This is a genomic window from Mesorhizobium sp. EU05-FHT14A09 (assembly GCF_058790995.1).
This window is the reverse complement of sequence record NZ_JBYTDF010000004.1, coordinates 108,793-129,735: the sequence shown is the minus strand read 5'-3', so window position 1 is coordinate 129,735 and position 20,943 is coordinate 108,793. Positions and strand designations below refer to the sequence as shown.

Sequence of the window (20,943 nt, the reverse complement as noted above, 5' to 3'; positions counted from 1 at the left end):
TATTAATGGGCGAGATGTTGAAAACAGTCAAGCACCCGAGATCAACCGATGCGGACCGTCGATCCTGAAAAACATGCGCGCAAGCGCGCCGACATCCTTGCGGCGGCCGCCGAGGAATTCGCCGCCAAGGGCGTGGACGGTACTTCGACAGCCGCGATCTGCCGGCGCGCGGGTATCGGTTCAGGCACGTTGTTTCACTATTTTCCGACCAAGCTCGACATTGTGCATGGCCTGTTCGGCGATGCTTTCGAGCGTATGGCCGCCGTTTATCGGGAAGTCGAGGCGGCAGACGAGCCGCAAGCAGGGCTCAACCTCATCCTGCAACATCTGTTCAACGATCTCGCCAATCCGCTGGCGCCGGGGCTCATGGCCGCAGCGCTGCTGCAAATCGGCCGCGACGAAGCGTTTGCGCGGATGTTCAGCGAGGACGAGGAGCGAGCCCGGCATACGCTGACCATCCTTCTGGAACGGATGACCGATCGCGGTACCCGGCTCGTGTTTCCGCCACAGCGAGCCGCCGCCTGGATCCAGCATCTCCTCGACGCCAGCTTTCTCGCTTCAGGCAATGCAGGGTTCGACGCCGCGAGACAGACGGCGGAGCTGCGCATGATGATCGGCTGGCTGGTCGGCGCAGCGACGTCGGGGGGCGACGCGATTCAGCCTGGATAGGTCACCGGGGTCGACCAGGCCGGGTCTTCGTGCTTGTCCCAATAAAGCTTTGCCAAACGGCTGGTGACCGGGCCGACCTTGCCGTCGCCGACAGGGATGCCGTCGATCAGCGTCACCGGCATGATGCCGCCGGCGGTTGAGGTGATGAAGACCTCGTCGGCGCCCTTGAGGGCGGCGACACTGACGTCAATTGCCGCGCAATCAAGGCCGATTTCGCGTGAGAGATCGAAAACCGTACGCCGCGTTATGCCGGCCAGCACGCCGACGGCGGGCGTCGACAGCTTGCCTTCCCTGACCGCAAAGACGTTGAAGCCCGGGCCTTCGGCGACATTGCCATTGAAGTCGAGGAGCAGGGCAGTCTCCGCCTCGCGGTCATAAGCATCGTAGAGGCCGCGCACCAGATCGAGCCAGTGATAGTTCTTGATCTCCGGATCGACCGATGCAGGCGGAATGCGGATGCGGTCGCTGATGGCGACGTGCAGGCCGCGCTCGCGCTGTTCGGCATTGGCGACGGAACCGAACGGCACGGCAAAGGCCATGAAGCGGTTGATGGCATCGCGCGGATCACGGCTGAAGGTCGGCGAGGTGCCGCGCGTGCAAAGCATCTCGATATAGGAGGCCTGGTGGCCGGAGAGGGCCACGCAATTGTGCAGGATTTCGGTCAGCTGTTGACGGCTGTACGGGATCGACATGCGCAGCCGTTCCAGGCTGCGGAAGAAACGATCGATATGCAGATCAAGGCGGAAGAAGCGTCCGTTCCAGACATGGACGGTGTCGTAGGTCGCGTCCGAATGCAGGAAACCCCAGTCGAGAACCGAGACCTTCGCTTGCGACATCGGCAGATATTGCCCGTCCAGGAAAGCGACGCCGGCTGGATAGCCGTGCGGGTCGACGTGCCGGCTTTCGAGAACGGGCAGGGCGGTGACGGTCTGGTCCATGGTCTCTCCTCCGACGACGGCATCTTCCGACGGAGAGTGCCGGCACACGATGCGCCATTTCCACCAAAATGGCGGTCCACACAGGCTCGATGCCGTCAAAACGATGGGGTTGCTGAAACGGAACGATCAGCGCAACAGCCGTTTCAAATCCGCCGCCGGCATGGCCGAGACGTTTCACCGATCGTCCTTCTTTGACGCCCTTCGCCCCGGCCATGGCTTAGGCTGGCCCTGCAGACATGGAGGCCGTCGATGGCAGTAAGGGAAGTGGTTCTGCTCGGCGATGAGCGGTTGCGGCAGGTTGCGAGAACAGTCGACCTGGCTGAGAGCAGTTGGCGGCAGGACGCCAACGACCTTGCCGATACGCTGGCCGACCTGAAGGCTCGCCTCGGTTTCGGCCGCGGGCTTGCCGGGCCGCAGATCGGATCACCCTGGCGATTAATCGCCTTCGACTGCCGGTTGGGCCGGCTTGTCGCCGTCAATCCGCGGATCACCTGGCGTTCGGACGAAGCCTTCTCCGTGCTGGATGACTGCTTCAGCATCCCTGGACGGAAAGTGCCGGTGACACGCAGCCGTTCGGTGTCGTTCGACTATCTGGATCTCGACGGCCAACCACACATCCACGAGCGGCTTGAATCCGACCTTGCCGAGCTGGTGCAACATGAAGTGGACCATCTCGACGGCGTGCTGATGGTGGACCGGGCTGAATCGGAAGGCGCCAAATAGCGCGCCCGGAGTTGACAGGTGAGCGAGTGCGACATAGTTGAGTGGCATTAGCCAGTTTTACTGGCCGTAAGCGTTAACGTCACCCAACGCGCAAGATCGAACGGCTCTCCGCCGCGATCTGCGCGGCTGTGTCCAGCAGATCAAGGCCAGGAGCTTTGAGAGGACACAGATGAATATCCAGACCCCTCCAGACATTGTTGCGGCTGCGCCGCATATCGAACGCGTGCGCTTCGAACTCAGGCGTCGCTCGCTTCGGGTCGAGCGCAGCATCAGGCTGACGCCCGGCATGCTGCGCCTCGTCTTTTCCGGAGAAGACCTGCACGACTTCGCAAGCCTCGCCCCCGACGACCACATCAAGATCTTCGTGCCGACGCCTTCCGGCGAGATCGTGGCGCGATCCTATACGCCGCGTTTCTGCGATGCAGAGGCGCGTCTGCTGGCGATCGATTTCGCGCTCCACGATGCCGGCCCGGCAACGAAATGGGCGATCGATGCCCGGCCGGGCGACCGGCTCGAGATCGGCGGCCCGAAAGGTTCGACGATCGTTTCGCCGGAGATCCGTCACTGGCTTCTGATCGGCGACGAGACGGCGCTTCCGGCCATTGCCCGTCGCATCGAGGAAGCTCGTGAGGGCGCCCGCATCACCAGCATCGTCGCCGTGACCGGCCCGCAGGAGCATCTGGTTTTCGACACGCGCGCCGACCTGCTCACGCTGTGGGCGCACCGTTCGATTTCGGACAGCAGCGATCCCGGCACGCTGCTGGCGATCCTGAAGACGATCGGCCTGTTGCCGGGCACATTCGTGTGGATCGCGGCCGAAGCGCTGGTGACGAGGGCGATCCGCAAATATCTCGTCCAGGAGCGGGGTCATCCGCTGAGCTGGATGAAAGCCTCCGGTTATTGGGTCATGGGACAAGCGGATGCCCATGAAAAGTTCGACTGAACGCTCCGAAAAGACCTGTCGTGGTTTCGCCCGTAGAGCGTTTCCGTTTTTCACGGAAACGCGGAAACGCTCTAAGTTTTTGTTTTAGCCGCATTTTTGTAACGCCAAGTGATCCCGCTTGGCTACAAAATGCTCTAACCGCGACAGGAAGCCATGGCGGCTCGCTCTTCATGCGAAGGGCGGGCGCCTGGAGCATTTCGGGCGAAAACAGGATCGCCTTCAATACTTCCTGTTTTGACGCAATTCCCGACGCAAGACCGCAGCGCACTTTTGCTGGAATTGCTCTAGACAGCGACGCGTGGCTCGAACTTCACGCGGTCGAGCATGATCATGGAGCGGAACTTGCGGATGTTGGGATTGGCGTAGAGCCGCTGCCTGGTGAAGGCCTCGAACGCCGCGACATCTTCCACGACCACCATGACCACGAAATCAGCGTCGCCGGTGACCATGTAGCACTGCGTCACTTCGGGAGCGCTGCGCATCTCGCGCTTGAAGGCGTCGATCAGGTCAAGCCGTTCGCTCTCCAGTTCGACGTTGACAACCGCGGTCAGCGACCTGCCGACGGCCTGCGGGTCGATCAAGGCGATGTCGGCAAGGATGATGCCTTCCTGCCTCAGCCGGCGCACCCTGCGCATGCATGAGGCAGCAGAGGACGCGACACGCTCCGCGAGTTCCGCGAAGGAGAGGCGGTTGTTGTCCTGAAGTGCCGCCAGGATACGGCGGTCGAGATCGTCCAGCGGCATGCGAGGCGTGTCCTTGGCCATTGCGTCTCCCTGTCGCCGAAGGCGTTTCAGCGCTCGGTCAGAAGATGTTTGATGAACAGGTTGAACAGTTCCGTCTGACTGGAGATATCAAGCTTGGCGTAGATGTTCTTGCGGTGGATCTTCACCGTGCCTTCGGCGATGCCGAGGAGGCGGCCGATCGAGATGGATGAATGGCCGCGCAGCACCAGGCTGACGATGGTCTGTTCGCGCCGGGTCAGCCGCGACGGCGCGAAAGTGGCGAAGGCCCGCTCGACATCGTCGGCATCCTGCGGCTGGCCGGCTTCAGGCATCGCCTCCGGCGCCAGCTGTTCCCAGTGCCGGCTGATCAGCATCGTCACGAGCGCCGCGGTCTGCTGCAGGCGCTCGAAATCGGCGGCCGAGAAGGTGACGCTGGAGTTCGCGCGCAGCAGCGAATAGGCGAGATAGAAGCCGGGCTGCAACGGCGCCAGGAAAACGATCTCTTCACTGAGCGAGCCGGTCTCCATCGAGATACAGGGATGGACGTCGGGAGAATTGTAGTACTCGGCCTCGAAGAAGGCGTCCGGAGCCAGGTCGGCCAGCCGGTGCAGGCCTTTTGGCGCGCGACGCAGGCATGCGGAATAGACGGCATCGAGCAGGTAGGTGCCGTCGAGATAGTTGCGCATGATCTGCTGGGAGGAGACCTCGCCTAGCCCGTCATGCAGCAGATGAGGGCGGTCGCGTCCGGGGTAGGCGAAGATACAGGACAGGTCGAAGGGCGTGACCGCACGCAGTGCCGCATCCAGCCGTTCGGGGAAGCCCGGCTTGCCGAGATGCGCCACCAGTTCCGGCGTCGCGGCATGCCAGGCCGCAAGCGCTGTCTGATCGTTCATTGCCCCTCCCTGTCCGACGGATGGTGAGCCTGGATTGTCCGGTCCCGTCTGAAATGCGTCCGTTGCGCCGTCCAAACCGGCGGAGGCGACCTTAGCCGAGTCGCGAGAGGCGACTTTATCGACGATCGGACGAACTTCGAAATCACGACACCTTCTATCCCTCAAGCCATATCCCTTTGGGGATATTCCGCCTCGAGCACGGCGCTGAAACTATGCCGGATAACCATGGGAGGGCCAGCATCGATCGATCGCGATCGGTGGCGACCCTCTTTGAAGGAGGGGACAGGGATGAGCAGGAATTCGGACGGCCGGACAGCCGGCGTCACATATCAGAGAGTAGACCAGAGTTATTTCGAGCAACGGCAGCTGCAACGGCATGCCGGACTGTTCTCGCTCTGGATGATGGGCGTCGGCGCGGTGATCGCCGGCGAGTATTCGGGCTGGAACATCGGCTTCTCGCAAGGCGGCTTCGGCGGCCTGCTGCTGGCCGCGCTGATCATCGGCTTCATGTATATCTGCCTGTGCTGTTCCATCGGCGAGATGAGCGCCGCGCTGCCGCATACCGGCGGGGCCTATTCCTTCTCGCGCACGGCGCTCGGGCCATGGGGCGGATTCACCACGGGTCTCGCCGAGAACATCGAATTCGTGCTGGCGCCGGCCGCCAACATGTTCTTCATGAGCTCCTACCTGGCGGCCATATTCGGCACGCCGGAAAGCGTGCTGCCGCTGTGGTGGGTCGGCGGTTATGTCGTGATGCTGGCGATGTCGCTGCGCGGGCTCGAGCTTTCGATGCGGGTCGTGATCTATGTGACCGTCGCGGCGATCGTGGTGCTTCTGTTCTTCTTCGTCGTCGCCATCCCGCATCTGGATTTCACGCGCTATGCGCTGAACATCGCGGCCGGGCCGCAGGGGTCGACCTTGCTGCCGGAAGGCAATGGCGAATGGCTGCCCTTCGGCTTCACCGGCGTGATGCTGTCGCTGCCCTTCGCGGTCTACATGTTCCTGGCCGTCGAACAGCTGCCGCTGACCGCCGAGGAAGCCAAGAACCCGACGCGCGACATGCCGCGGGCGCTGATCCTGTCGATCCTGACCCTGGCGGCGCTGGCGCTCGGCGTGCTGTTCTTCAGCGCTTCCATCCCGCAAGGCGCCCACGCCATGGGCTCTTCGGGCGAACCGCTGCTCGACGGCTTCCGCACCATTTTCGGTGACGGCTGGGCGAAGCTCCTGGCCTCGGTCGCAGTGCTGGGGCTGGCCGCTTCCTTCTTCGCCGGCTCGTTTGCCTCGGGTCGCAACATCTACTCGCTGTCGCGCGCCGGCTATCTGCCGACGGCGCTGTCGGTGACCAATGCCCGCACCAAGACGCCCAACATCGCGCTTGCCGCCGGCTCGGCGCTCGCGCTGTTCATGCTGCTGCTTGTGTGGTTCCTGGGCGGCCGGCACAATGTCGCTTTCATGGGCGGGTTCCTGGTCTCGATGATCGTGTTTGCCGGCATGGTGTCCTATGTGATGCAGAGCATCGCGTTTCTGCGGCTGCGCAAGCTCTATGCGGCGATCGAACGGCCGTTCGTCAGCCCGTTCGGCCGGTTCGGCGCCTATGCCACGATCCTGATCTGCCTGATCACGCTCGGCTACCAGTTCTTCGATCCGCTCTATCGCTGGGCAGCGATAGCGGCGGCGGCCTGGTATGCCATCGGGCTCGCCTATTTCGGCTTTTACCGCCGGCATCGCCTCGTGCTGTCGCCCGAGGAGGAGTTTGCCGTATCCGGCGGCATGCGCGGTCATCCGGCGGAGTGAAGCCCGGGGCAGGCCGGCAAACAAAACAACAGCAAGGACAAGAGCATGACTGGAAGATTGCAAGGTAAGGTGGCGATCGTCTCGGGCGGGGCGACCGGCATGGGCGGGGCTGCGTCGAAGCTGTTCGCGGCGGAGGGTGCGAAGGTGGCGATCGTCGACCGCAACGCGGAAGCTTCGGCGGCGACCGTCGCCGAAATCGAGGCCGCCGGCGGCACGGCTGCCTATTTCGTTGCCGACGTGTCGGACGAAGCCGAGGTCGCGGCGGCGGTGAAGGCTGCCGCCGAGACCTTCGGACCGGCGACGGTGCTGTTCAATCATGCCGGCACCATCGTCATCAAGCCGTTCCTGGAAACCACGGTGACGGAATGGGACTGGCTGCACGCGGTCAACGTGCGGTCGATGTTCCTGATGACGCGTGCCGTGCTGCCGGGCATGATTGCCGCCGGCGGCGGTTCGATCGTCTGCACCTCGTCGATCTCGGCGGTGGCGGCAACGCCGATGGAGGTGCTTTACGACACCACCAAGGGCGCCTGCCACATGTTCGCACGGGCGATCGCCGTCGAGTTCCGCGACCGCAACATCCGCTGCAACGCGGTCTGCCCTGGCTTCATCCGCACGCCGCACGGCCTGCGCGAGGTGGCGGAGCTGCAGAGCCACGGCGTCGACGTCTCGGAAGCCGCGATCGCTGCCCAGCAGGGCCGCATCGGCGAACCGGAGGAGGTGGCCAAGGCCGCGCTGTTCCTGGCCAGCGACGAATCGAGCTTCGTCAACGGCGCGCATCTGTTCGTCGACAACGCCTTCACGGCGATCTGAAGCGGCTGGAGCAACTCCAAAGAGTTAGAGCGTTCCCGCGTTTCCCAGAGCGTTTCCGTCTTTCACGGAAACGCGGAAACGCTCTAAGTTTTGTTTTCGCAGCATTTTTATAACGCCAAGTGATTCCACTTGGCTACAAAATGCTCTGGCGGAAACGCTCTAGTCTTCGTCGTCGTCCGGGTCGAGCAGGCGGGTGGCGCGCCAGCGCGTCAGCACCTCATTGGTCTGGTCAACGACGAAGAAGCGCGCGGAATCGCGGTCGTATCCTTCCGACAGCAGCTTTTCGTAGTCGGTGTGCTGGTGGCGGACATGGGCGATGGTTGCCAGCCATACCGCTATGCCCGGCGGCAGCGTCTTCATATGCACGGCGCCGGCATCGGTGCGGATGCGCTCCATGTCGGCATAGGGCGCCAGCGGCAGCAGCGCCGTGAGCGCCTTGGCGATGGCGCGGCGGCGGCCTGTCGGGCCGCTCATCTGTCGTTCCGATCCGGCATGAGCGCGTCAGCCAGGACATCGACCGATGGGAAATAGGGCTTGATGTCGATGACCGGCGTGCCGTCGAGCGCGTCTATGGCGTCGAGCTCGATCCGGCCGGTTGTGATGTCGAACGACATCAGCCGCGCCGAATGCAAGCCGACCGGGTTTGGCCTGGCCGGAGAACGCAGACCAAAAACACCTTTGGCTTCAGTCGCATGGCGCGGTTTCTGCACAATCAGATTCCGCGGCGCATGGTGCATCCATGTCAGGACGTGGATGTGCGTGACGCGCTCCAGCCCTGCCAGGCCCGGGCGGTAGGCTTCATCGATGAGAAGCGAGGCAGCCTGACCGGTCTCACGCGCGGCGCGCATGTTCTTGGGGCAGTTCTCACGCTCGACCCAGGGCGACAGCACACGGCCGATGAAGACGAGGTGGCCATCGGACGCCTGTTTCGCCGGATCCTGCTCCAGCACCTCCTCGCCGCCACGCATCTCGAACATCGTTTGTTTCTCCGCGCAAAAGGGCTGCGCCATTTTCTGTTCGCCCAACGACATTCGCAATTGCGCCGACACCGAATTTGACATAAACATATGTTTATATCTTTTCTGGGATGCCGCCAATGCATGTCGCACTCGACACGATGGTAGATACATTGAAGGCCGCTGCCGAATCCAGCCGGCTGCGTATCCTCGCGCTGCTGGCGCGCGGCGACCTGACGGTCTCGGACCTGACCGAGATCCTGAGCCAGTCGCAGCCGCGCGTGTCGCGCCATCTCAAGCTGCTGCTGGAGGCCGGACTGATCGGCCGCTACCAGGAGGGCTCGTGGGCGTTCTTCCGGCTGTCGGATCTCGACAATGCGCGCGACTTCGTGCTGCGCCTGATCGCCGGCATCCGCGGCGATGACCCGCAGATCGAACGCGATCTCGAGCGGCTGGCGACGGTCAAGCGCAAACGGCAGGACCGCGCCGCCGAATATTTCTCGACCAATGCGGCAAGCTGGGACGAGATCCGTTCGCTGCACGTGCCGGAGCGGGCGGTCGAAGCCGCACTGCTCAAGCTGGTCGGCAAGCGGCCGTTCCAGTCGATGCTCGATCTCGGCACCGGAACCGGCCGCCTGCTGGAGATCTTCGCGCCGCTATACCGGCGTGGCGTCGGCATCGACATGTCGCGCGAGATGCTGGCGGTGGCGCGCGCCAATCTCGACCAGGCCGGCATTGCCCACGCACAGGTGCGTCAGGGCGACATCTTCTCCCCGCCGGTGGAACGCGATTCCTTCGACCTGATCACCATCCACCAGGTGCTGCATTATCTTGATGACCCGGCGCCGGCCATTCGCTCCGCGGCGCGGCTGCTGCGGCCTTCCGGCCGCTTGATCATCGTCGATTTCGCGGCGCACACGCTGGAGTTCCTGCGCGACGAGCATGCGCATCAGCGTCTCGGCTTTTCCGACAGGCAGATCGCCGACTGGTTCGCCGAGGCTGGCCTCGACCTCGAGGAAAGCCAGGACTTCGAGCCGCGCGGCGGCTCCGATGCCAAGCTCACCGTCAAGCTGTGGCTGGGCCGCGACCGTCGCCTGCTGATCGCCGACCCCAATCCTGAACCCCAGTCCGTGCGGGAAATTGCCTGATGAACCAGTTCCGTTTTTCCCGCCGTCCCGACATCGGCGACAAGGTCAGGGTGTCGTTCGAATTCTTCCCGCCGAAGACCGACGAGATGGAGGCCAAGCTGTGGGACACGGTGAAGCGGCTGGAGCCGCTGCGGCCGAACTTCGTTTCCGTCACCTACGGCGCCGGCGGCTCGACGCGTGAGCGCACGGCGCGTACCGTGCGCCGCATCCTCAACGAAACCGGCATTCCGGCGGCGGCGCATCTGACCTGCGTCGGCGCGACGCGCGAGGAAGTGGATGCGGTGATCCGCGACTACTTCGCCACCGGCATCAAGCGTTTCGTGGCGCTGCGCGGCGATCCGGCCTCCGGTGTCGGCCAGGCCTATGCGCCGCATCCCGGCGGTTACCAGAACGGTGCCGAGCTGGTGAGTGGGCTGAAGGCGATCGCCGATTTCGACATCTCCGTTGCCGCCTATCCGGAAAAGCATCCGGAAAGCCCGGACTTCGCCACCGATATCGAGATGCTGAAGCGCAAGGTGGACAATGGCGCCAAGCGCGCGATCACCCAATTCTTCTTCGACAACGATCTCTACGAACGTTACGTCGAGCGGGTGCGCCGCGCCGGCATCTACATCCCGATCGTGCCGGGCATTCAGCCGGTGCATAATTTCCGCCAGGTGGCGAACTTCGCTTCGCGTGCCGGAGCGCATGTGCCGGCATGGCTGGCCGAGCGCTTCGAAGGGCTGGACAACGATCCGCAGACGCACATGCTGGTCGCATCCGCCGTGGCGGCCGAACAGGTGCTCGACCTTGTCGAGCGCGGGGTCGGCGACTTCCATTTCTACACGATGAACCGTGCCGATCTTGTCTTCGCCATCTGCCACATGATCGGCATCCGTGCACATCCGACCGCGCCGGAAGTGCCGGACAGCCAGTCGAAGACAGGTTCGGCTGCGGCTTGACGAGGCTGCTAATCGCCAGCCGGTAATCTGCTGACGCTCGCATTGCTCTCGGCCAATGCGATCGTCTGCTCGATGCGGCGGCGGCGCGCCTCCGGCTGGGCTGCCTTTTCGATCCAGCTCAGGATGAGTGCCTTGGAAGGCGAAGGCAGCCGCTCGAAATTGCGATAGGCGATGCGGTTTTCGTCGAATTCCTGCTGCAGGTCCGCTGGCAGGCCGACCGGTTTCGCGTCCACCGAGGGTTCCCATGTGCCGGCGCTTCTGGCGCGCCGGATCGCGGCAAGGCCGGCATCACGCATGCGACCATGATCGATCAGTTTTTCCGCCCGCTCGCGGTTGATGCGATCCCAGGCGCTGTCGGACGAACGGGGCCGGAAGGTGAGGTAGAAGCTGTCATTGTCGCGTCTTGCCGCTTGCCCATCGGCCCAGCCATAGCAGAGCGCGTCTTCGATCGCTTCGTGGAAGTGAACGCCCGGTGTTTCGCTGGTCTTGTGGTGGATGACCAGTCGCGCGCCGTTGACCGTGCCGCCGTTTTCTTCCAGCCAGTCCCGCCATTCCTTGCGGCTGGTGGGGGAAAGCGTCTGCACGTCTTTTCGGGCACTGGATTCGTCGATCCGCATCGCTCGTTATCCTGATCCCGGTCCCGCGACGACTATAGGCTGGCGCTTGTGCGAATGCAAAAGCCCGGAACAGAAAAAGGCCGGGTTTCCCCGGCCTTTTCAATGATTTGAACTATAAGGTGCTGCCTTCCCCCGCTGCTGCGGCCTTATGGAAGAACGCCCACAATGAGGGCGCCGATGAACGCAAATGCAGCACAAATCATCAGTGCATTGAGTGGCCTTGTTAGTCCCATGACATAGCCTCCTCTTTGGAAAACTATGAACCGAGTCTAGAGGCATTTCGGTCACACACAAGGACAAAATGTGCTGCAATGCGACAAGGCTTTAGAAAATCCGACCTCACTTCCGACGCTATGCCTTGAATTCCTTGGCGAAATGCAGACGCGCCGGCTGTGCATAAATTGTGGCCGAAAGGTGTCTGCGGCTCACGGAAAACAGGCGATATGGAGGAGGATCTCCTGCGCTGCTGCACTGCGAAAAGCATGCGCCGAAATCATGCAGTTTCTTCGTCCCGTCTTCTCAGCTTTTCAGGACCGTCTGCCGCCGGCGCGCGAAAAGGCGCCCGTCGATGGTGACCAGTCCAAGGCCGATCAGAAGCATGCCGAAAAGCTCGAACATTTCGATGTGCTCGCCGAGGAATGCAATGCCAAGCAGGATCGCGCTGACCGGTACGATCAGCGTCACCAGCGAGGCGTTGGTGGCGCCTGCCGAGGCCACCAGGTTGAAATAGAGAATATAGGCGAAGGCGGTCGAAAGCAGCGCCAGCCCGAACACCGCCGTCCAGACAGGCATGCTGGCCGAGAACAGGCCGGCGGCGCCTGTGGTCGAGAGAATGACGGGGATCATGATGATGGTCGAGGCGGTCAGCTGACCGGTTGCCAGCACCGGGGGCGGGACGCCCTTCAATCGCCGCGCCACCATCAGCGCGAAGGCATAGGACAGCGAAGCGCCGATCAGCGCGAATTTCGGCCACACCGGTCCGCCGAGACCGGCAAACACGCCGGGGCCGACCATGACAGCGGTACCGGCGATGCCGAGGCCAATGCCTGCAAGCTTGTTCCAGGACAGCTTCTCGTCGGCGGTCATGGCATTGGCGACGATCAACGTCCAGAACGGTGTCGTCGCATTCAGCACCGAGGCGATGCCGGCGCCGAGTTCGGTCTGGCCTGCGAAAATCAGCGAGAACGGGATGACGTTGTTGGTGAGCGCCAACAGGAAGAACAGGCCGAGATGCGGCAGCGCCAGTTTGAACGACGGCCCTCGCAGCAGCAGATAGATGTGCAGCGCAACCGCCGCGATCGCGACACGAAACAGCACCAGGACGAGGGGATGCATCTCCGCCACCGCGATACGGGCGAAGAAGAAGGAGCCGCCCCAGATCGCACCGAGCAGCAGAAGTTGCCCCCAATCCTTGAGGTCCATCGGACCGGTCTGGACGGGTTGGGTAGCGGTGCTCATAGCGATTCGTGCCCCGTGTGTGCTGCTTTGCTGCGTGGCGAGACTAGCTGCTTGCCGGCCCTTCGCCACCCGAAACCTGTCGGCGCAACTGAGGTTCCTGACAGTCATACCGGTCGGTTCACCGGCGAAACGAATGGACACGTTCCTGTTTTCTTTCCCGGCTAGTGAGGTTTAACTGAGCATACCGAGAAAGGGATTCGCCTCATGCAGCGATTCGAAAATGCCCGCGAGGCAGCTCTCGCTCTCCGGCCCGACGATCCGGTTTATTGCTTTCGCCCGCAGGTGCTGAAGGCCGATGCGCTTCAGTTCATGGAGATGTTTCCCGGCAAGACCGCCTATGCGGTGAAGACCAATGGGGAACAGATCGTCCTGAAGGCGCTGGCAGAGGCTGGCGTCACCGCCTTCGATGTGGCTTCCCCCGGCGAATTCGCTGCCGTGCGGGCCGTCTCACCGGATGCAGAGATGCTTTACATGCATCCGATCAAGGCGCAGTCGGACATCAAGCTGGCGCTGGAAAAATACGGCATCCGCGTCATCGCCATCGATCATGAGGACGAGATCACCAAGCTGACGCGCGTGGTGCGCGCACTCGATATCGACCCCGGGGCGATCACCGTTTTCGTGCGCGTGCAGACCAAGGGTCATGCTGCCTACGAGCTGTCGAAGAAGTTCGGGGCTGGTCCCGCCAATGCGGTGGAACTGGCGGAGCGGCTGGCGCGCACCGGCTACAAGGTCGGGCTGTGTTTCCATGTCGGCAGTCAGATCGAGGATCCCGATACCTACGAGCGGGCCCTTGCTTCGGCCGACTGGGTGCGAAACCGGCTTTCCTTCGATCTGGCCGGCCTTGACGTCGGCGGGGGCTTCCCAGCCGAATACGGTCACGACCCCAACCGCAAGCATGTCGAAATGCCGTCGCTCGGCCAGATCATGTCCAGGCTCTCCGGCGATCTCAGGGAATACGGCTTCGACCAGATGCCGCTGGTCGCAGAGCCCGGCCGGGTGATCGTCGCACGCTGCCTTTCGTTGATCGTGCGTGTGCTGCTGCGCAAGGGCAGGCGGCTCTACATCAATGACGGCATCTGGGCTTCGCTGTCGGATTCCTGGACCGGCAAGATCACTTTGCCGGCGCGCTTCATCCCCGATTCGGCGATCCGCTCGCGCAATGGTTCGGAAAAGAACATCGTGCCGTTCAAGGTGTGCGGGGCGACCTGTGATTCCGTCGACATCCTGTCACGACCGTTCTGGCTGCCGGAAACGGTGGACACGGGCGACTGGATCGAGATCGGCCATATCGGCGCCTATTCGCTGTCGCTCAGGACCCGTTTCAACGGTTTCTACCCCGACACCTTCGTGGAGGTCACGACGCCTTTCGACGAGGGCGACGCGCCGCAGGGATTTGCCAGCCTGGAAACCATGGCCGATTGAGGAGAACGATCGTGAAAGGTGCAGTACTGCTTGGGAGCGCGTTGCTGGCGATGACCGCGGCGGCATCGGCGACAACCTTGACGCTCAAGTTGCCCGGTAAGGAGAAGCCGCAGACGACCAAAACGGCATATGCCTGTCCCGGCCAGAAAGTGGGCGTCACCTACATCAACACCAGCGCCAACCAGTTTGCCGTCCTTGATCTCGGCAAGTCCACCATCGTCGCGGTGTCCGTCATCAGCGGCTCGGGCGCGCGCTATGTCGGGCAGCAATACGAGTGGTGGACCAAAGGCAGCGAAGCCACCTTCACCGACCTTATGCAAAGTCCGCAGAAGCCGGTTACCTGCAAGCAGATCAAGTAGAGCATTTTGTAACGCCAATCGATTGGCGTTACAAAATGCAACGAAAACAAAAACTTGGAGCGTTTCCGTGTTTCCGTGAAAAACGGAAACGCGCTGGTTACGACGAGAGCTTCTCGAGCAGCTCGGGCGTCGGCCAGCCGTCGGCGGGGATGCCAAGCCTGATCTGTTCCCTGCGCACGGCATCACGGGTGTTGGTGCCGAGGATGCCGTCGACCTTGCCGACGTCGTAGCCCCTGCCTTCCAGCTTGGTCTGCAATTCCTTCATCTGCTCCATGCTCAGGCCCGGTTCAGGATTGCGCGGGTCGTAGGCCGGTGCGCCGGCGAAACGGGTCGCCATGACCGCTGCGGTGAGCGCATAGGTGAAGGACTGGTTCCACTCGATATAGACGTCGAAATTGTCATAGGTCAGGAAGGCAGGGCCCTTGCGGCCCATCGGCAAGGCGAGCCCGGCCTTCAGACCAGTGTCGGCAAGCGGCGAGCCATCGGGGTTGGTGACGCCCCACTGGTTCCATTGGCTGATCGGCATCTTGTTGGTGCGTGCTGTCTGTTCCCAGGGCAGGGTGTCGGGGACCCGCACTTCCTGCACCCAAGGCTGGTCACGCTTCCAGCCCTTGATTTCGAGCTTCTTGGCGGTGGTCATGATGACGTCGGGAGCGCTGTTGCGCAGGTCGACCTTGCCATCATTGTCGCCGTCGACGCTGTCTTCCAGATAGTCGATCGGCAGCATCTGGGTCTGCCCGATCTCGCCGGCCCAGGCGCCTTTGACGTCGGCGGGCAGGTCGCCGCGATCGATCAGCTTGAGCAATGGTATGATCTGGCGACGGAACACCGCGGGGCGGCGGCAATCGTTCGACAGCGTGACGAGCGCATTGAGCGTGTTGAAGTCGCCCTGAACGGCGCCGAAATCGGTTTCGAGTGCCCAGAACGCGGTGACGATGGCGGGCTGAACGCCGAATTCCTGCTGTGCACGCGCGAAGACCGAGCCGTATTTCTGCAGCATGGCGTTGCCCTGCTTCAGGCGGTAGGCAGAGATCATGCGGCCGGAGAACTGGGTGAAGGTCTGCGAGAACACGCCCTGGGCGCGGTCGCGTGCCAGCACACGGGTGTCGAAGCTTGCGTCTTCCAGCGCGTCAAGGCCGGTTTCGCCGACGCCCGCGGCCTTGGCCTCTTCGGCGACGGCTTGCTTCCAGGTTTCGAAATCACCGCCGCACGGTGCAGCGGTCGGGTCCAGTTTCTGGCCGGCTGCCGGAGCAGGCTGCTGGTCTGCGGGCGCGGATTGTTGCGCCATGGCGGAGGTCGCTGCCATTACCGGCAGCAGCGCCGCGATGAGGCTGGAGCGCAGTCGCATGGTCTTCCTTTCGGACTGATTTCGTGGCGCGGTGCATGGACCGGCGAAAAGTGAGCCCCGAAAAGCAGGCCGTGGCCGCCCTGTCAACGGGTGTTCTGACGCAGCCACTTGTTCCAGGCGGCTTCCGACCCGTTGAAGACGTTGATGTCGGCGTCGCCTTTCATGCCCGGAATGACACCGGTTCCGGTGTACTGCCAGAAGGTGAATGGGTGGCTGCCATACTTCTGGGTCGGGTGACCGGCCACCGAACGCAACCAGTAGGGATAGCCGCGGAAAGTCGACAGCTCGTTGTCGTCGAAGAAGTCGACGGATGTATAGATGATCGGCTTCTTGCCGTAGTGCTTCTCAACCATTTCGAGGAAAATGCGCATCTCCGAGCGCACGGTCTCCGCCGGTGGCCTGAGTTTGCAAGTCGGCGATTGCGGGTTCCATTCCATGTCGAGCACCGGTGGCATGGAAGAGCGTTCATTCGGTACGTTGTCGATGAACCAGCGGGCCTGCTCCGCGGCCGGCCGGCAGAAATAATAGAAGTGATAGGCCGCACGCGGCACGCCGGCTGCCTTGGTGCCGCGCCAATGCTCGGCAAACATATCGTCGACGCGGTCGCCGCCTTCGGTCGCCTTGATGAAGGCGAAGGAGACGCCGCTGGCCTTGGCCTTCGGCCAGTCCACCGAAGTCTGATACTTGGAGACATCGGTGCCGTGCACGGCATAGTTCCACGGCGCGCCGCTATCCCATTCATGTGGCTTGGAATCGGCGAAACGCGGCGCACGCAGGGCCACCGACGTGCCGCTGGAGCCTGAAGACACCGGAGCCAGCGTGTCGACGGTCGAACAGGCGGAGAGGGCGGCGAAGCAAAGCAGGATCGCGAGACGACGCATCCGAAATTCAAGTCCAGACCGGTGGCCGCCGGTCGCGGATGGGTCGTTCTGTCCGGTTGTTAGCCGGTTGCGGTGTCCCCACTTGCCGCCACTCACTCCATTCAATCACCCAACATGGTTGATAATCGGTTGATGCGGGCCGATACGCAAGGATTGTGATGTCCTGTTGCGGCCCGTCCGGCAGATTGTCGCATACCCCGCGCCGTGCTTTTTCGATGATTTATGTTGCGCTAAATTAGTGGTTGCGGGTGGGCGCGCTTGTTCTCGGTGGAAGATCGATGGGCAGTCGAACGCGCATTCGAAAATCGTGCCGTGGGTCGACCGGGCTCAGGTGCTGGTCATGAATTCGCCACAGCCAAGAGTGACGCCGGAGCCGGGTGGTACCTCCTTGAGGACTCCAGGCCGACTCGTCCGGACGCTGTTGTGGTTGACCGGGCTTGTTGTCGCGGCGCTTTTTGAGGCCGTCGTGCTGAGGATTGCGTCTCCTGGGGAATTCAGCGCCCAGCAGTTCTTGCAGACATGGTGGTCCGTGGCCCTGGTTTCGATTCTGCCGGCGATCGTCGTTTCCAGGCTCATCCCTGTCTACGAGTGGTCTCCGCTCAAGGCAATGGTCGTGGCGGCCGGGAGCGTGGGATTGGTTTTTGGCGGGATCACGTATTTGCTGACGTTGGCCATATTCACTCAAGCCTCCATTCTGCTTGTCGCGGCGCCGGCCGTCAGCGGATTGATCTGTGGCGCGATATTCTGGTTCTTTGCCAGGCATTGCGTGGAACTCCTCGCAGAGAGAAGCTGAGCGGTCGGGCAATCTGGTGATGCCTGCTCCGTTCTCTGGCGCGCGCTCCCAGGGTATGACGCCCTGATCCAAATATCCGCTGTTGCAGCCACGCCCGTGTTCGCGGCAGATTGGCGCCGGCAACATGATGCGGGGAGGCTGTGCATGCGCGTCGTCGGCAAAATCCTGAAGTGGCTGCTTGGCCTGATCGTCATTGCCGTCGCCGGTGTGGCGATCTGGCTGTGGACGGCACCGCCTGCGCTGATCCGCATCGCCGCCAACTACACTGCCAAGATCGTGTGCTCGAACGTTTTCCTTGCCGGGCGTGACGCCGGCCAGGTGCTGGCGGTGGATGTGCAGGCGCCCGGCCATCCGATCCTGAAACTGATGATGCTTGATGTCGACAAGGATGCCGGTGTCGTCAGTGCGGGTCTGCTGGGCATCTTCGGCAAAGGTACAGCGGTCATGCGCCCCGGACTCGGCTGCGCGAATGCGCCGGACGGGGATGTGGCGGCGGCCAAGAGAATTTCGATTGACGCTTCCGCTCCGTCGGCGACATCGGATGCCCTGTGGCCGGAGGGCGGCCGTGTCGAACCCTCGCAGGACCCGGAAATTGCCAAGATCCTCGACGACCCTTCGCTGACAGGTCCCGGCATGCGAGCCGTGGTGGTGGTACAGAACGGCCGCATCCTGGGCGAACGCTATGGTGCAGGTTTCTCGGACAAGACACCGCTGCTTGGCTGGTCTATGACCAAATCGGTCAATGCCGCGATCGTCGGCACCCTGGTGAAGGAAGGCAAGCTTGCGATCACCGACCAGGGGCTGTTTCCGGATTGGAAAGCTGACAAGCGCGCCGCCATCTCCCTTGCCGACATGATGGCGATGTCGAGCGGTCTTGAATTCAACGAAGACTATGGCGACGTCACCGACGTTACCCGCATGCTCTATCAGGAACCGGATATGGCCGGCTTCGCCTCGGCCAAGCCGCTCACGGGCGAACCCGGCAAGATCTATTCCTATTCCAGCGGCACGGCGGTGATGCTGTCGCGTCTCTGGCAAAACACCTTTACCGATCCCAAACAGGCGCTCGGCTGGCCGCAGCTCAAGCTGTTCGGGCCTATCGGCATGAGCAGCGCGGTGATGGAGACCGACGAGCACGGTACTTTCGTCGGTTCGTCCTATCTCTACGCCACTGCGCGCGACTGGGCGCGCTTCGGCCAGTTCCTGCTGCAGGACGGCGTGTGGAGTGGACAGGAAATCCTGCCTTCAGGCTTCGTATCCTGGATGCGCGAGCCGGCACCGGCATCGGAAGGCGTCTATACGCGTGGGCAATTGTGGATCGAGGCGCCCGGCAACGAGCACAATCCCGGCGCTACCGCCAAGGCCGGTGTGCCGGCTGATGCCTACTGGCTGGAGGGGCACGACGGCCAGACGGTGGCCGTCATTCCGTCGCAGAAACTGGTCATCGTGCGGCTGGGGCTGACCCCGTTCAAGCTGGGGTATCGTCCGCAAAATCTGGCTTCAGCGCTGGCGAAGGTCATCAAGTGACGGCGCGCCGAGCGGAATTCCGCTACACACTTTTCCCGGAGTTTCTCTAACGCCGAACCACCGCCAGCCAGGCATAGCCGCGATAAAGCCTTTCGAATGAAAGGCTTGCTCCGGCTTTGGCAGATTCCGATTCAAGCACTTCGCGCAGAGATTCACGTGGGCTGACGTGGAATTTCCTGAGCCAGGCTCTGAGCAGCGAGCGGAACCAGCCGGGCAGGCGTTCCTGCTGGCCGAAGTCGACGATATGCAGCGAGCCGCCCGGCGCCAGGACGGCGAGCCCGGCGGCCACCGTCTTTTCCCATCCAGGGATCATCGACAATGAATAGGAGACGAAGACGCGATCGAAGCGGGCGACACCGAACAGCGCCTGGGCGTCAAAATCGGTGGCGTCGGCGCGGGCAAGCAGGGTCCTGTCGGCAATGCCTTCGCGGGCGATTGCGGTTTGGGCGCTGACAAGCATCTCGGCGGAGATGTCGAGACCATAAAGATGCGCATCAGGGTAGCGCCGCGCGGTCAGCGCCAGATTGCGTCCGGTGCCGCAGCCGAGTTCCAGCACACTGCCATTGGCTGGAATGTCGAGGCCGGCGATCAACCTGTCGCGGCCAAGCAGATAATATTTGCGGGTCAGGTCGTAGATGTGGCGCTGCCAGCGATAGACGCCGTCCATCAGATCGGCATGGTTCGCCGGCAGGTCCTGGGTGCTCATCAGCCGCGCTTCACATAGAGGTGGAAGCCACCGTAGATCGCCGAGCGATCGCGGGCGGAGTAATCGCGAGAGGCCTCTTCCTCGTAGCTCCATTGGTCGAGCAGCGAGGAAGAGACGCGACCCGGCAGAAGGCTGGGTTCTGCGGCCGTGCGGAAAATGACGCGTGCGCCGGGCGCAGCACTCCGGGTAATTTCCGTCCACAGCGCGTTCAGCTGGTCGTCCGTCATCCAGTCCTGGGCATCGAGCAGGATGAAGCGGTCGACGGTGCCGGCATCCTTGCCCGCAAGGAATTCGATCATGTTGGCATGGTTGATGGTGACACGATCGACATTGGCCTTGAGAACAGGATGGTTGTCCTTCTCCAGATAGGCGGGAAGGGCTGCCTCGCCCGGATTGGGGTAACGCCGCGCGAAAGCCTGCCAGGCGAAGTAATTGTCCTTCAAGGGGAAGTCGCAGGCGAGTTTCTCAAGACGGGCCTTCAGCACGCTGGCCATGGAGCCGTCGCCTGAGGTGATCAGGGAATCGTACTGGGCTGGCGGGATGCCCAGCCCGAACAGCGAAGCCTTGCGCGACGTGGCCCAGCGCAGCAGCTTTCGGTCGAACACCGGTGCCAGCTTCTCGTCGAAGAAACGGCGTTGCTCGGCGAGATCCCTGGCCGCCATGATGCCGGTCGGATTGACGCCGAACAGGCGACCGGTGCGATGGCCGGCAGCGATGAACAGCCCAAGCAGGCCGGTGCGGTAGAAGTTGCGGTCGAACACCTCGATGCGGCGGCGGCCGCGCCAGTTGCGCTTTTCCCAATAGTGCCGGCTGACCGGATCGAGATTGGGGGCGATGAAGCGATCATAGGCCGCCGAATTGTGTTCAACGCCGGCAGCCCCGAAAAAGCGGAACAGGTCTGCCTGATTGGGCAGATGGCGCACAGCCGCCAGCTTCATGCGGTTCAGCGCGATGTGGGCGGCGTTGAGGTCGACGGCGTCGATCCGCGCCGGCGAACGCGTCAGATAGGCCAGTATGTTGCAGCCGCCGGATGCGATGGTGACGACATGATGGCCTTCACCCAGCTGCATCGCTTCCATGTCGATGTCGGGGTCTTCCCATATCTGCGGGTAGACGAGGCCCGAAAAGAGAAGGGCAAACAGGCGTTCAGAGATGCCAGCCTTGGACAGCGCGCGGTTCTGGTAGACCGCTTTTCCCACTTCCTTGCCGCGCCTGAAAACCAGTTCCGCAGAAACGTCCGACATGGCAAGGCGATTCCCCGTTTACATTGGGCGAAGCGCGTAGCGCAG

General features: G+C 62.7%; 22 protein-coding genes. 11 read left to right on the top strand and 11 right to left on the bottom strand.

The genetic code is table 11. The features are described 5' to 3' along the window. Positions 1-48 precede the first annotated feature (48 nt). Entirely contained in the window at positions 49-669 is a 621-nt protein-coding gene (locus AC3WTO_RS15770) for a TetR/AcrR family transcriptional regulator (RefSeq protein ID WP_492461684.1), read from the top strand. Here AC3WTO_RS15770 and AC3WTO_RS15765 read toward each other — a convergent pair. Then, positions 657-1,607 (bottom strand): D-amino acid aminotransferase, encoded by a 951-nt coding sequence (locus AC3WTO_RS15765; RefSeq protein WP_492461683.1) that lies wholly within the window; start codon positions 1,605-1,607, stop codon positions 657-659. The two genes, AC3WTO_RS15770 and AC3WTO_RS15765, sit on opposite strands and share 13 nt — an antisense overlap. A 249-nt stretch (positions 1,608-1,856) precedes the next feature. Here AC3WTO_RS15765 and AC3WTO_RS15760 point away from each other — a divergent pair, with 249 nt between their 5' ends. Further along, positions 1,857-2,330 (top strand): peptide deformylase, encoded by a 474-nt coding sequence (locus tag AC3WTO_RS15760; protein ID WP_492461681.1) that lies wholly within the window; start codon positions 1,857-1,859, stop codon positions 2,328-2,330. A gap of 169 nt (positions 2,331-2,499) precedes the next feature. Beyond that, the gene (locus tag AC3WTO_RS15755; protein WP_492461680.1) at positions 2,500-3,273 is read left to right on the top strand and encodes a siderophore-interacting protein; all 774 of its coding nucleotides are present in this window, start codon (positions 2,500-2,502) and stop codon (positions 3,271-3,273) included. A 284-nt stretch (positions 3,274-3,557) separates the two neighbouring features. Here AC3WTO_RS15755 and AC3WTO_RS15750 read toward each other — a convergent pair whose 3' ends face one another. Together AC3WTO_RS15750 and AC3WTO_RS15745 are read right to left on the bottom strand one after the other, a co-directional pair. Continuing rightward, entirely contained in the window at positions 3,558-4,037 is a 480-nt protein-coding gene (locus AC3WTO_RS15750) for an Lrp/AsnC family transcriptional regulator (RefSeq protein WP_492461679.1), read from the bottom strand. Positions 4,038-4,063: 26 nt separating this feature from the next. Continuing rightward, positions 4,064-4,888: a helix-turn-helix transcriptional regulator gene (locus tag AC3WTO_RS15745; RefSeq protein ID WP_492461678.1), complete on the bottom strand. Its 825-nt coding sequence runs from the start codon at positions 4,886-4,888 to the stop codon at positions 4,064-4,066. A gap of 288 nt (positions 4,889-5,176) precedes the next feature. On the opposite strand from AC3WTO_RS15745, the gene AC3WTO_RS15740 reads away from it, so the two are divergent. Next, positions 5,177-6,682: an amino acid permease gene (locus AC3WTO_RS15740; protein ID WP_492461677.1), complete on the top strand. Its 1,506-nt coding sequence runs from the start codon at positions 5,177-5,179 to the stop codon at positions 6,680-6,682. Between the two features lie 45 nt (positions 6,683-6,727). After that, positions 6,728-7,495 carry an SDR family NAD(P)-dependent oxidoreductase gene (locus AC3WTO_RS15735; RefSeq protein ID WP_492461676.1) on the top strand — a complete coding sequence of 256 codons (768 nt, stop codon included), beginning with the start codon at positions 6,728-6,730 and terminating at the stop codon, positions 7,493-7,495. Between the two features lie 159 nt (positions 7,496-7,654). Here the strand turns inward: AC3WTO_RS15735 and AC3WTO_RS15730 are convergent, their stop codons facing one another. Both AC3WTO_RS15730 and tsaA read right to left on the bottom strand, forming a co-directional pair. Then, a complete protein-coding gene (locus tag AC3WTO_RS15730) occupies positions 7,655-7,969 on the bottom strand; it encodes a DUF2293 domain-containing protein (protein WP_492461675.1) in 315 nt (104 codons plus the stop codon). Next, positions 7,966-8,472, bottom strand: a complete 507-nt coding sequence (gene tsaA, locus AC3WTO_RS15725; RefSeq protein WP_492462113.1) for a tRNA (N6-threonylcarbamoyladenosine(37)-N6)-methyltransferase TrmO — start codon at positions 8,470-8,472, stop codon at positions 7,966-7,968. Before tsaA ends, AC3WTO_RS15730 begins: the two co-directional genes overlap by 4 nt. A 119-nt stretch (positions 8,473-8,591) precedes the next feature. Here tsaA and AC3WTO_RS15720 point away from each other — a divergent pair, with 119 nt between their 5' ends. Both AC3WTO_RS15720 and metF read left to right on the top strand, forming a co-directional pair. Further along, on the top strand, positions 8,592-9,599 hold the full coding sequence (locus AC3WTO_RS15720) for an ArsR/SmtB family transcription factor (RefSeq protein ID WP_492461674.1): 1,008 nt from the start codon (positions 8,592-8,594) through the stop codon (positions 9,597-9,599). Beyond that, positions 9,599-10,540, top strand: coding sequence for a methylenetetrahydrofolate reductase [NAD(P)H] (gene metF / locus AC3WTO_RS15715; RefSeq protein ID WP_492461673.1), 942 nt, complete (start codon positions 9,599-9,601; stop codon positions 10,538-10,540). Before AC3WTO_RS15720 ends, metF begins: the two co-directional genes overlap by 1 nt. Positions 10,541-10,548: 8 nt before the next feature. Here metF and AC3WTO_RS15710 read toward each other — a convergent pair whose 3' ends face one another. Next, on the bottom strand, positions 10,549-11,157 hold the full coding sequence (locus tag AC3WTO_RS15710; RefSeq protein WP_492461672.1) for a YdeI/OmpD-associated family protein: 609 nt from the start codon (positions 11,155-11,157) through the stop codon (positions 10,549-10,551). 519 nt (positions 11,158-11,676) lie between these two features. Beyond that, positions 11,677-12,615, bottom strand: a complete 939-nt coding sequence (locus AC3WTO_RS15705; RefSeq protein ID WP_492461671.1) for a DMT family transporter — start codon at positions 12,613-12,615, stop codon at positions 11,677-11,679. 204 nt (positions 12,616-12,819) lie between these two features. Here AC3WTO_RS15705 and AC3WTO_RS15700 point away from each other — a divergent pair, with 204 nt between their 5' ends. Further along, positions 12,820-14,040, top strand: coding sequence for an alanine racemase (locus AC3WTO_RS15700; protein ID WP_492461670.1), 1,221 nt, complete (start codon positions 12,820-12,822; stop codon positions 14,038-14,040). Positions 14,041-14,051: 11 nt separating this feature from the next. Next, on the top strand, positions 14,052-14,399 hold the full coding sequence (locus AC3WTO_RS15695) for an MliC family protein (RefSeq protein ID WP_492461669.1): 348 nt from the start codon (positions 14,052-14,054) through the stop codon (positions 14,397-14,399). A gap of 97 nt (positions 14,400-14,496) precedes the next feature. On the opposite strand, the gene AC3WTO_RS15690 is transcribed toward AC3WTO_RS15695, so the two are convergent. Both AC3WTO_RS15690 and AC3WTO_RS15685 read right to left on the bottom strand, forming a co-directional pair. Further along, on the bottom strand, positions 14,497-15,747 hold the full coding sequence (locus AC3WTO_RS15690; RefSeq protein WP_492461668.1) for a lytic murein transglycosylase: 1,251 nt from the start codon (positions 15,745-15,747) through the stop codon (positions 14,497-14,499). A gap of 83 nt (positions 15,748-15,830) precedes the next feature. Further along, positions 15,831-16,628 (bottom strand): glycoside hydrolase family 25 protein, encoded by a 798-nt coding sequence (locus tag AC3WTO_RS15685; protein WP_492461667.1) that lies wholly within the window; start codon positions 16,626-16,628, stop codon positions 15,831-15,833. Between the two features lie 427 nt (positions 16,629-17,055). Between AC3WTO_RS15685 and AC3WTO_RS15680 the strand changes: the two genes are divergently transcribed. Both AC3WTO_RS15680 and AC3WTO_RS15675 read left to right on the top strand, forming a co-directional pair. Further along, positions 17,056-17,421, top strand: coding sequence for a hypothetical protein (locus AC3WTO_RS15680; protein WP_492558419.1), 366 nt, complete (start codon positions 17,056-17,058; stop codon positions 17,419-17,421). A 144-nt stretch (positions 17,422-17,565) separates the two neighbouring features. Beyond that, positions 17,566-18,948 carry a serine hydrolase domain-containing protein gene (locus AC3WTO_RS15675; protein WP_492461665.1) on the top strand — a complete coding sequence of 461 codons (1,383 nt, stop codon included), beginning with the start codon at positions 17,566-17,568 and terminating at the stop codon, positions 18,946-18,948. Between the two features lie 46 nt (positions 18,949-18,994). On the opposite strand, the gene AC3WTO_RS15670 is transcribed toward AC3WTO_RS15675, so the two are convergent. Together AC3WTO_RS15670 and AC3WTO_RS15665 are read right to left on the bottom strand one after the other, a co-directional pair. Next, positions 18,995-19,654 (bottom strand): class I SAM-dependent methyltransferase, encoded by a 660-nt coding sequence (locus AC3WTO_RS15670; RefSeq protein ID WP_492461664.1) that lies wholly within the window; start codon positions 19,652-19,654, stop codon positions 18,995-18,997. Beyond that, the gene (locus tag AC3WTO_RS15665; protein WP_492461663.1) at positions 19,654-20,898 is read right to left on the bottom strand and encodes a BtaA family protein; all 1,245 of its coding nucleotides are present in this window, start codon (positions 20,896-20,898) and stop codon (positions 19,654-19,656) included. The genes AC3WTO_RS15670 and AC3WTO_RS15665 overlap by 1 nt, the downstream gene beginning before the upstream one ends. Positions 20,899-20,943: the final 45 nt, after the last annotated feature.

Excerpts from the sequence above, each read along its gene's own strand:
- AC3WTO_RS15770 (WP_492461684.1), top strand. The coding sequence starts at position 49 with ATGCGGACCGTCGATCCTGAAAAACATGCGCGCAAGCGCGCCGACATC.
- AC3WTO_RS15765 (WP_492461683.1), bottom strand. The coding sequence starts at position 1,607 with ATGGACCAGACCGTCACCGCCCTGCCCGTTCTCGAAAGCCGGCACGTC.
- AC3WTO_RS15760 (WP_492461681.1), top strand. The coding sequence starts at position 1,857 with ATGGCAGTAAGGGAAGTGGTTCTGCTCGGCGATGAGCGGTTGCGGCAG.
- AC3WTO_RS15755 (WP_492461680.1), top strand. The coding sequence starts at position 2,500 with ATGAATATCCAGACCCCTCCAGACATTGTTGCGGCTGCGCCGCATATC.
- AC3WTO_RS15750 (WP_492461679.1), bottom strand. The coding sequence starts at position 4,037 with ATGGCCAAGGACACGCCTCGCATGCCGCTGGACGATCTCGACCGCCGT.
- AC3WTO_RS15745 (WP_492461678.1), bottom strand. The coding sequence starts at position 4,888 with ATGAACGATCAGACAGCGCTTGCGGCCTGGCATGCCGCGACGCCGGAA.
- AC3WTO_RS15740 (WP_492461677.1), top strand. The coding sequence starts at position 5,177 with ATGAGCAGGAATTCGGACGGCCGGACAGCCGGCGTCACATATCAGAGA.
- AC3WTO_RS15735 (WP_492461676.1), top strand. The coding sequence starts at position 6,728 with ATGACTGGAAGATTGCAAGGTAAGGTGGCGATCGTCTCGGGCGGGGCG.
- AC3WTO_RS15730 (WP_492461675.1), bottom strand. The coding sequence starts at position 7,969 with ATGAGCGGCCCGACAGGCCGCCGCCGCGCCATCGCCAAGGCGCTCACG.
- tsaA (WP_492462113.1), bottom strand. The coding sequence starts at position 8,472 with ATGTTCGAGATGCGTGGCGGCGAGGAGGTGCTGGAGCAGGATCCGGCG.
- AC3WTO_RS15720 (WP_492461674.1), top strand. The coding sequence starts at position 8,592 with ATGCATGTCGCACTCGACACGATGGTAGATACATTGAAGGCCGCTGCC.
- metF (WP_492461673.1), top strand. The coding sequence starts at position 9,599 with ATGAACCAGTTCCGTTTTTCCCGCCGTCCCGACATCGGCGACAAGGTC.
- AC3WTO_RS15710 (WP_492461672.1), bottom strand. The coding sequence starts at position 11,157 with ATGCGGATCGACGAATCCAGTGCCCGAAAAGACGTGCAGACGCTTTCC.
- AC3WTO_RS15705 (WP_492461671.1), bottom strand. The coding sequence starts at position 12,615 with ATGAGCACCGCTACCCAACCCGTCCAGACCGGTCCGATGGACCTCAAG.
- AC3WTO_RS15700 (WP_492461670.1), top strand. The coding sequence starts at position 12,820 with ATGCAGCGATTCGAAAATGCCCGCGAGGCAGCTCTCGCTCTCCGGCCC.
- AC3WTO_RS15690 (WP_492461668.1), bottom strand. The coding sequence starts at position 15,747 with ATGCGACTGCGCTCCAGCCTCATCGCGGCGCTGCTGCCGGTAATGGCA.
- AC3WTO_RS15685 (WP_492461667.1), bottom strand. The coding sequence starts at position 16,628 with ATGCGTCGTCTCGCGATCCTGCTTTGCTTCGCCGCCCTCTCCGCCTGT.
- AC3WTO_RS15675 (WP_492461665.1), top strand. The coding sequence starts at position 17,566 with ATGCGCGTCGTCGGCAAAATCCTGAAGTGGCTGCTTGGCCTGATCGTC.
- AC3WTO_RS15670 (WP_492461664.1), bottom strand. The coding sequence starts at position 19,654 with ATGAGCACCCAGGACCTGCCGGCGAACCATGCCGATCTGATGGACGGC.
- AC3WTO_RS15665 (WP_492461663.1), bottom strand. The coding sequence starts at position 20,898 with ATGTCGGACGTTTCTGCGGAACTGGTTTTCAGGCGCGGCAAGGAAGTG.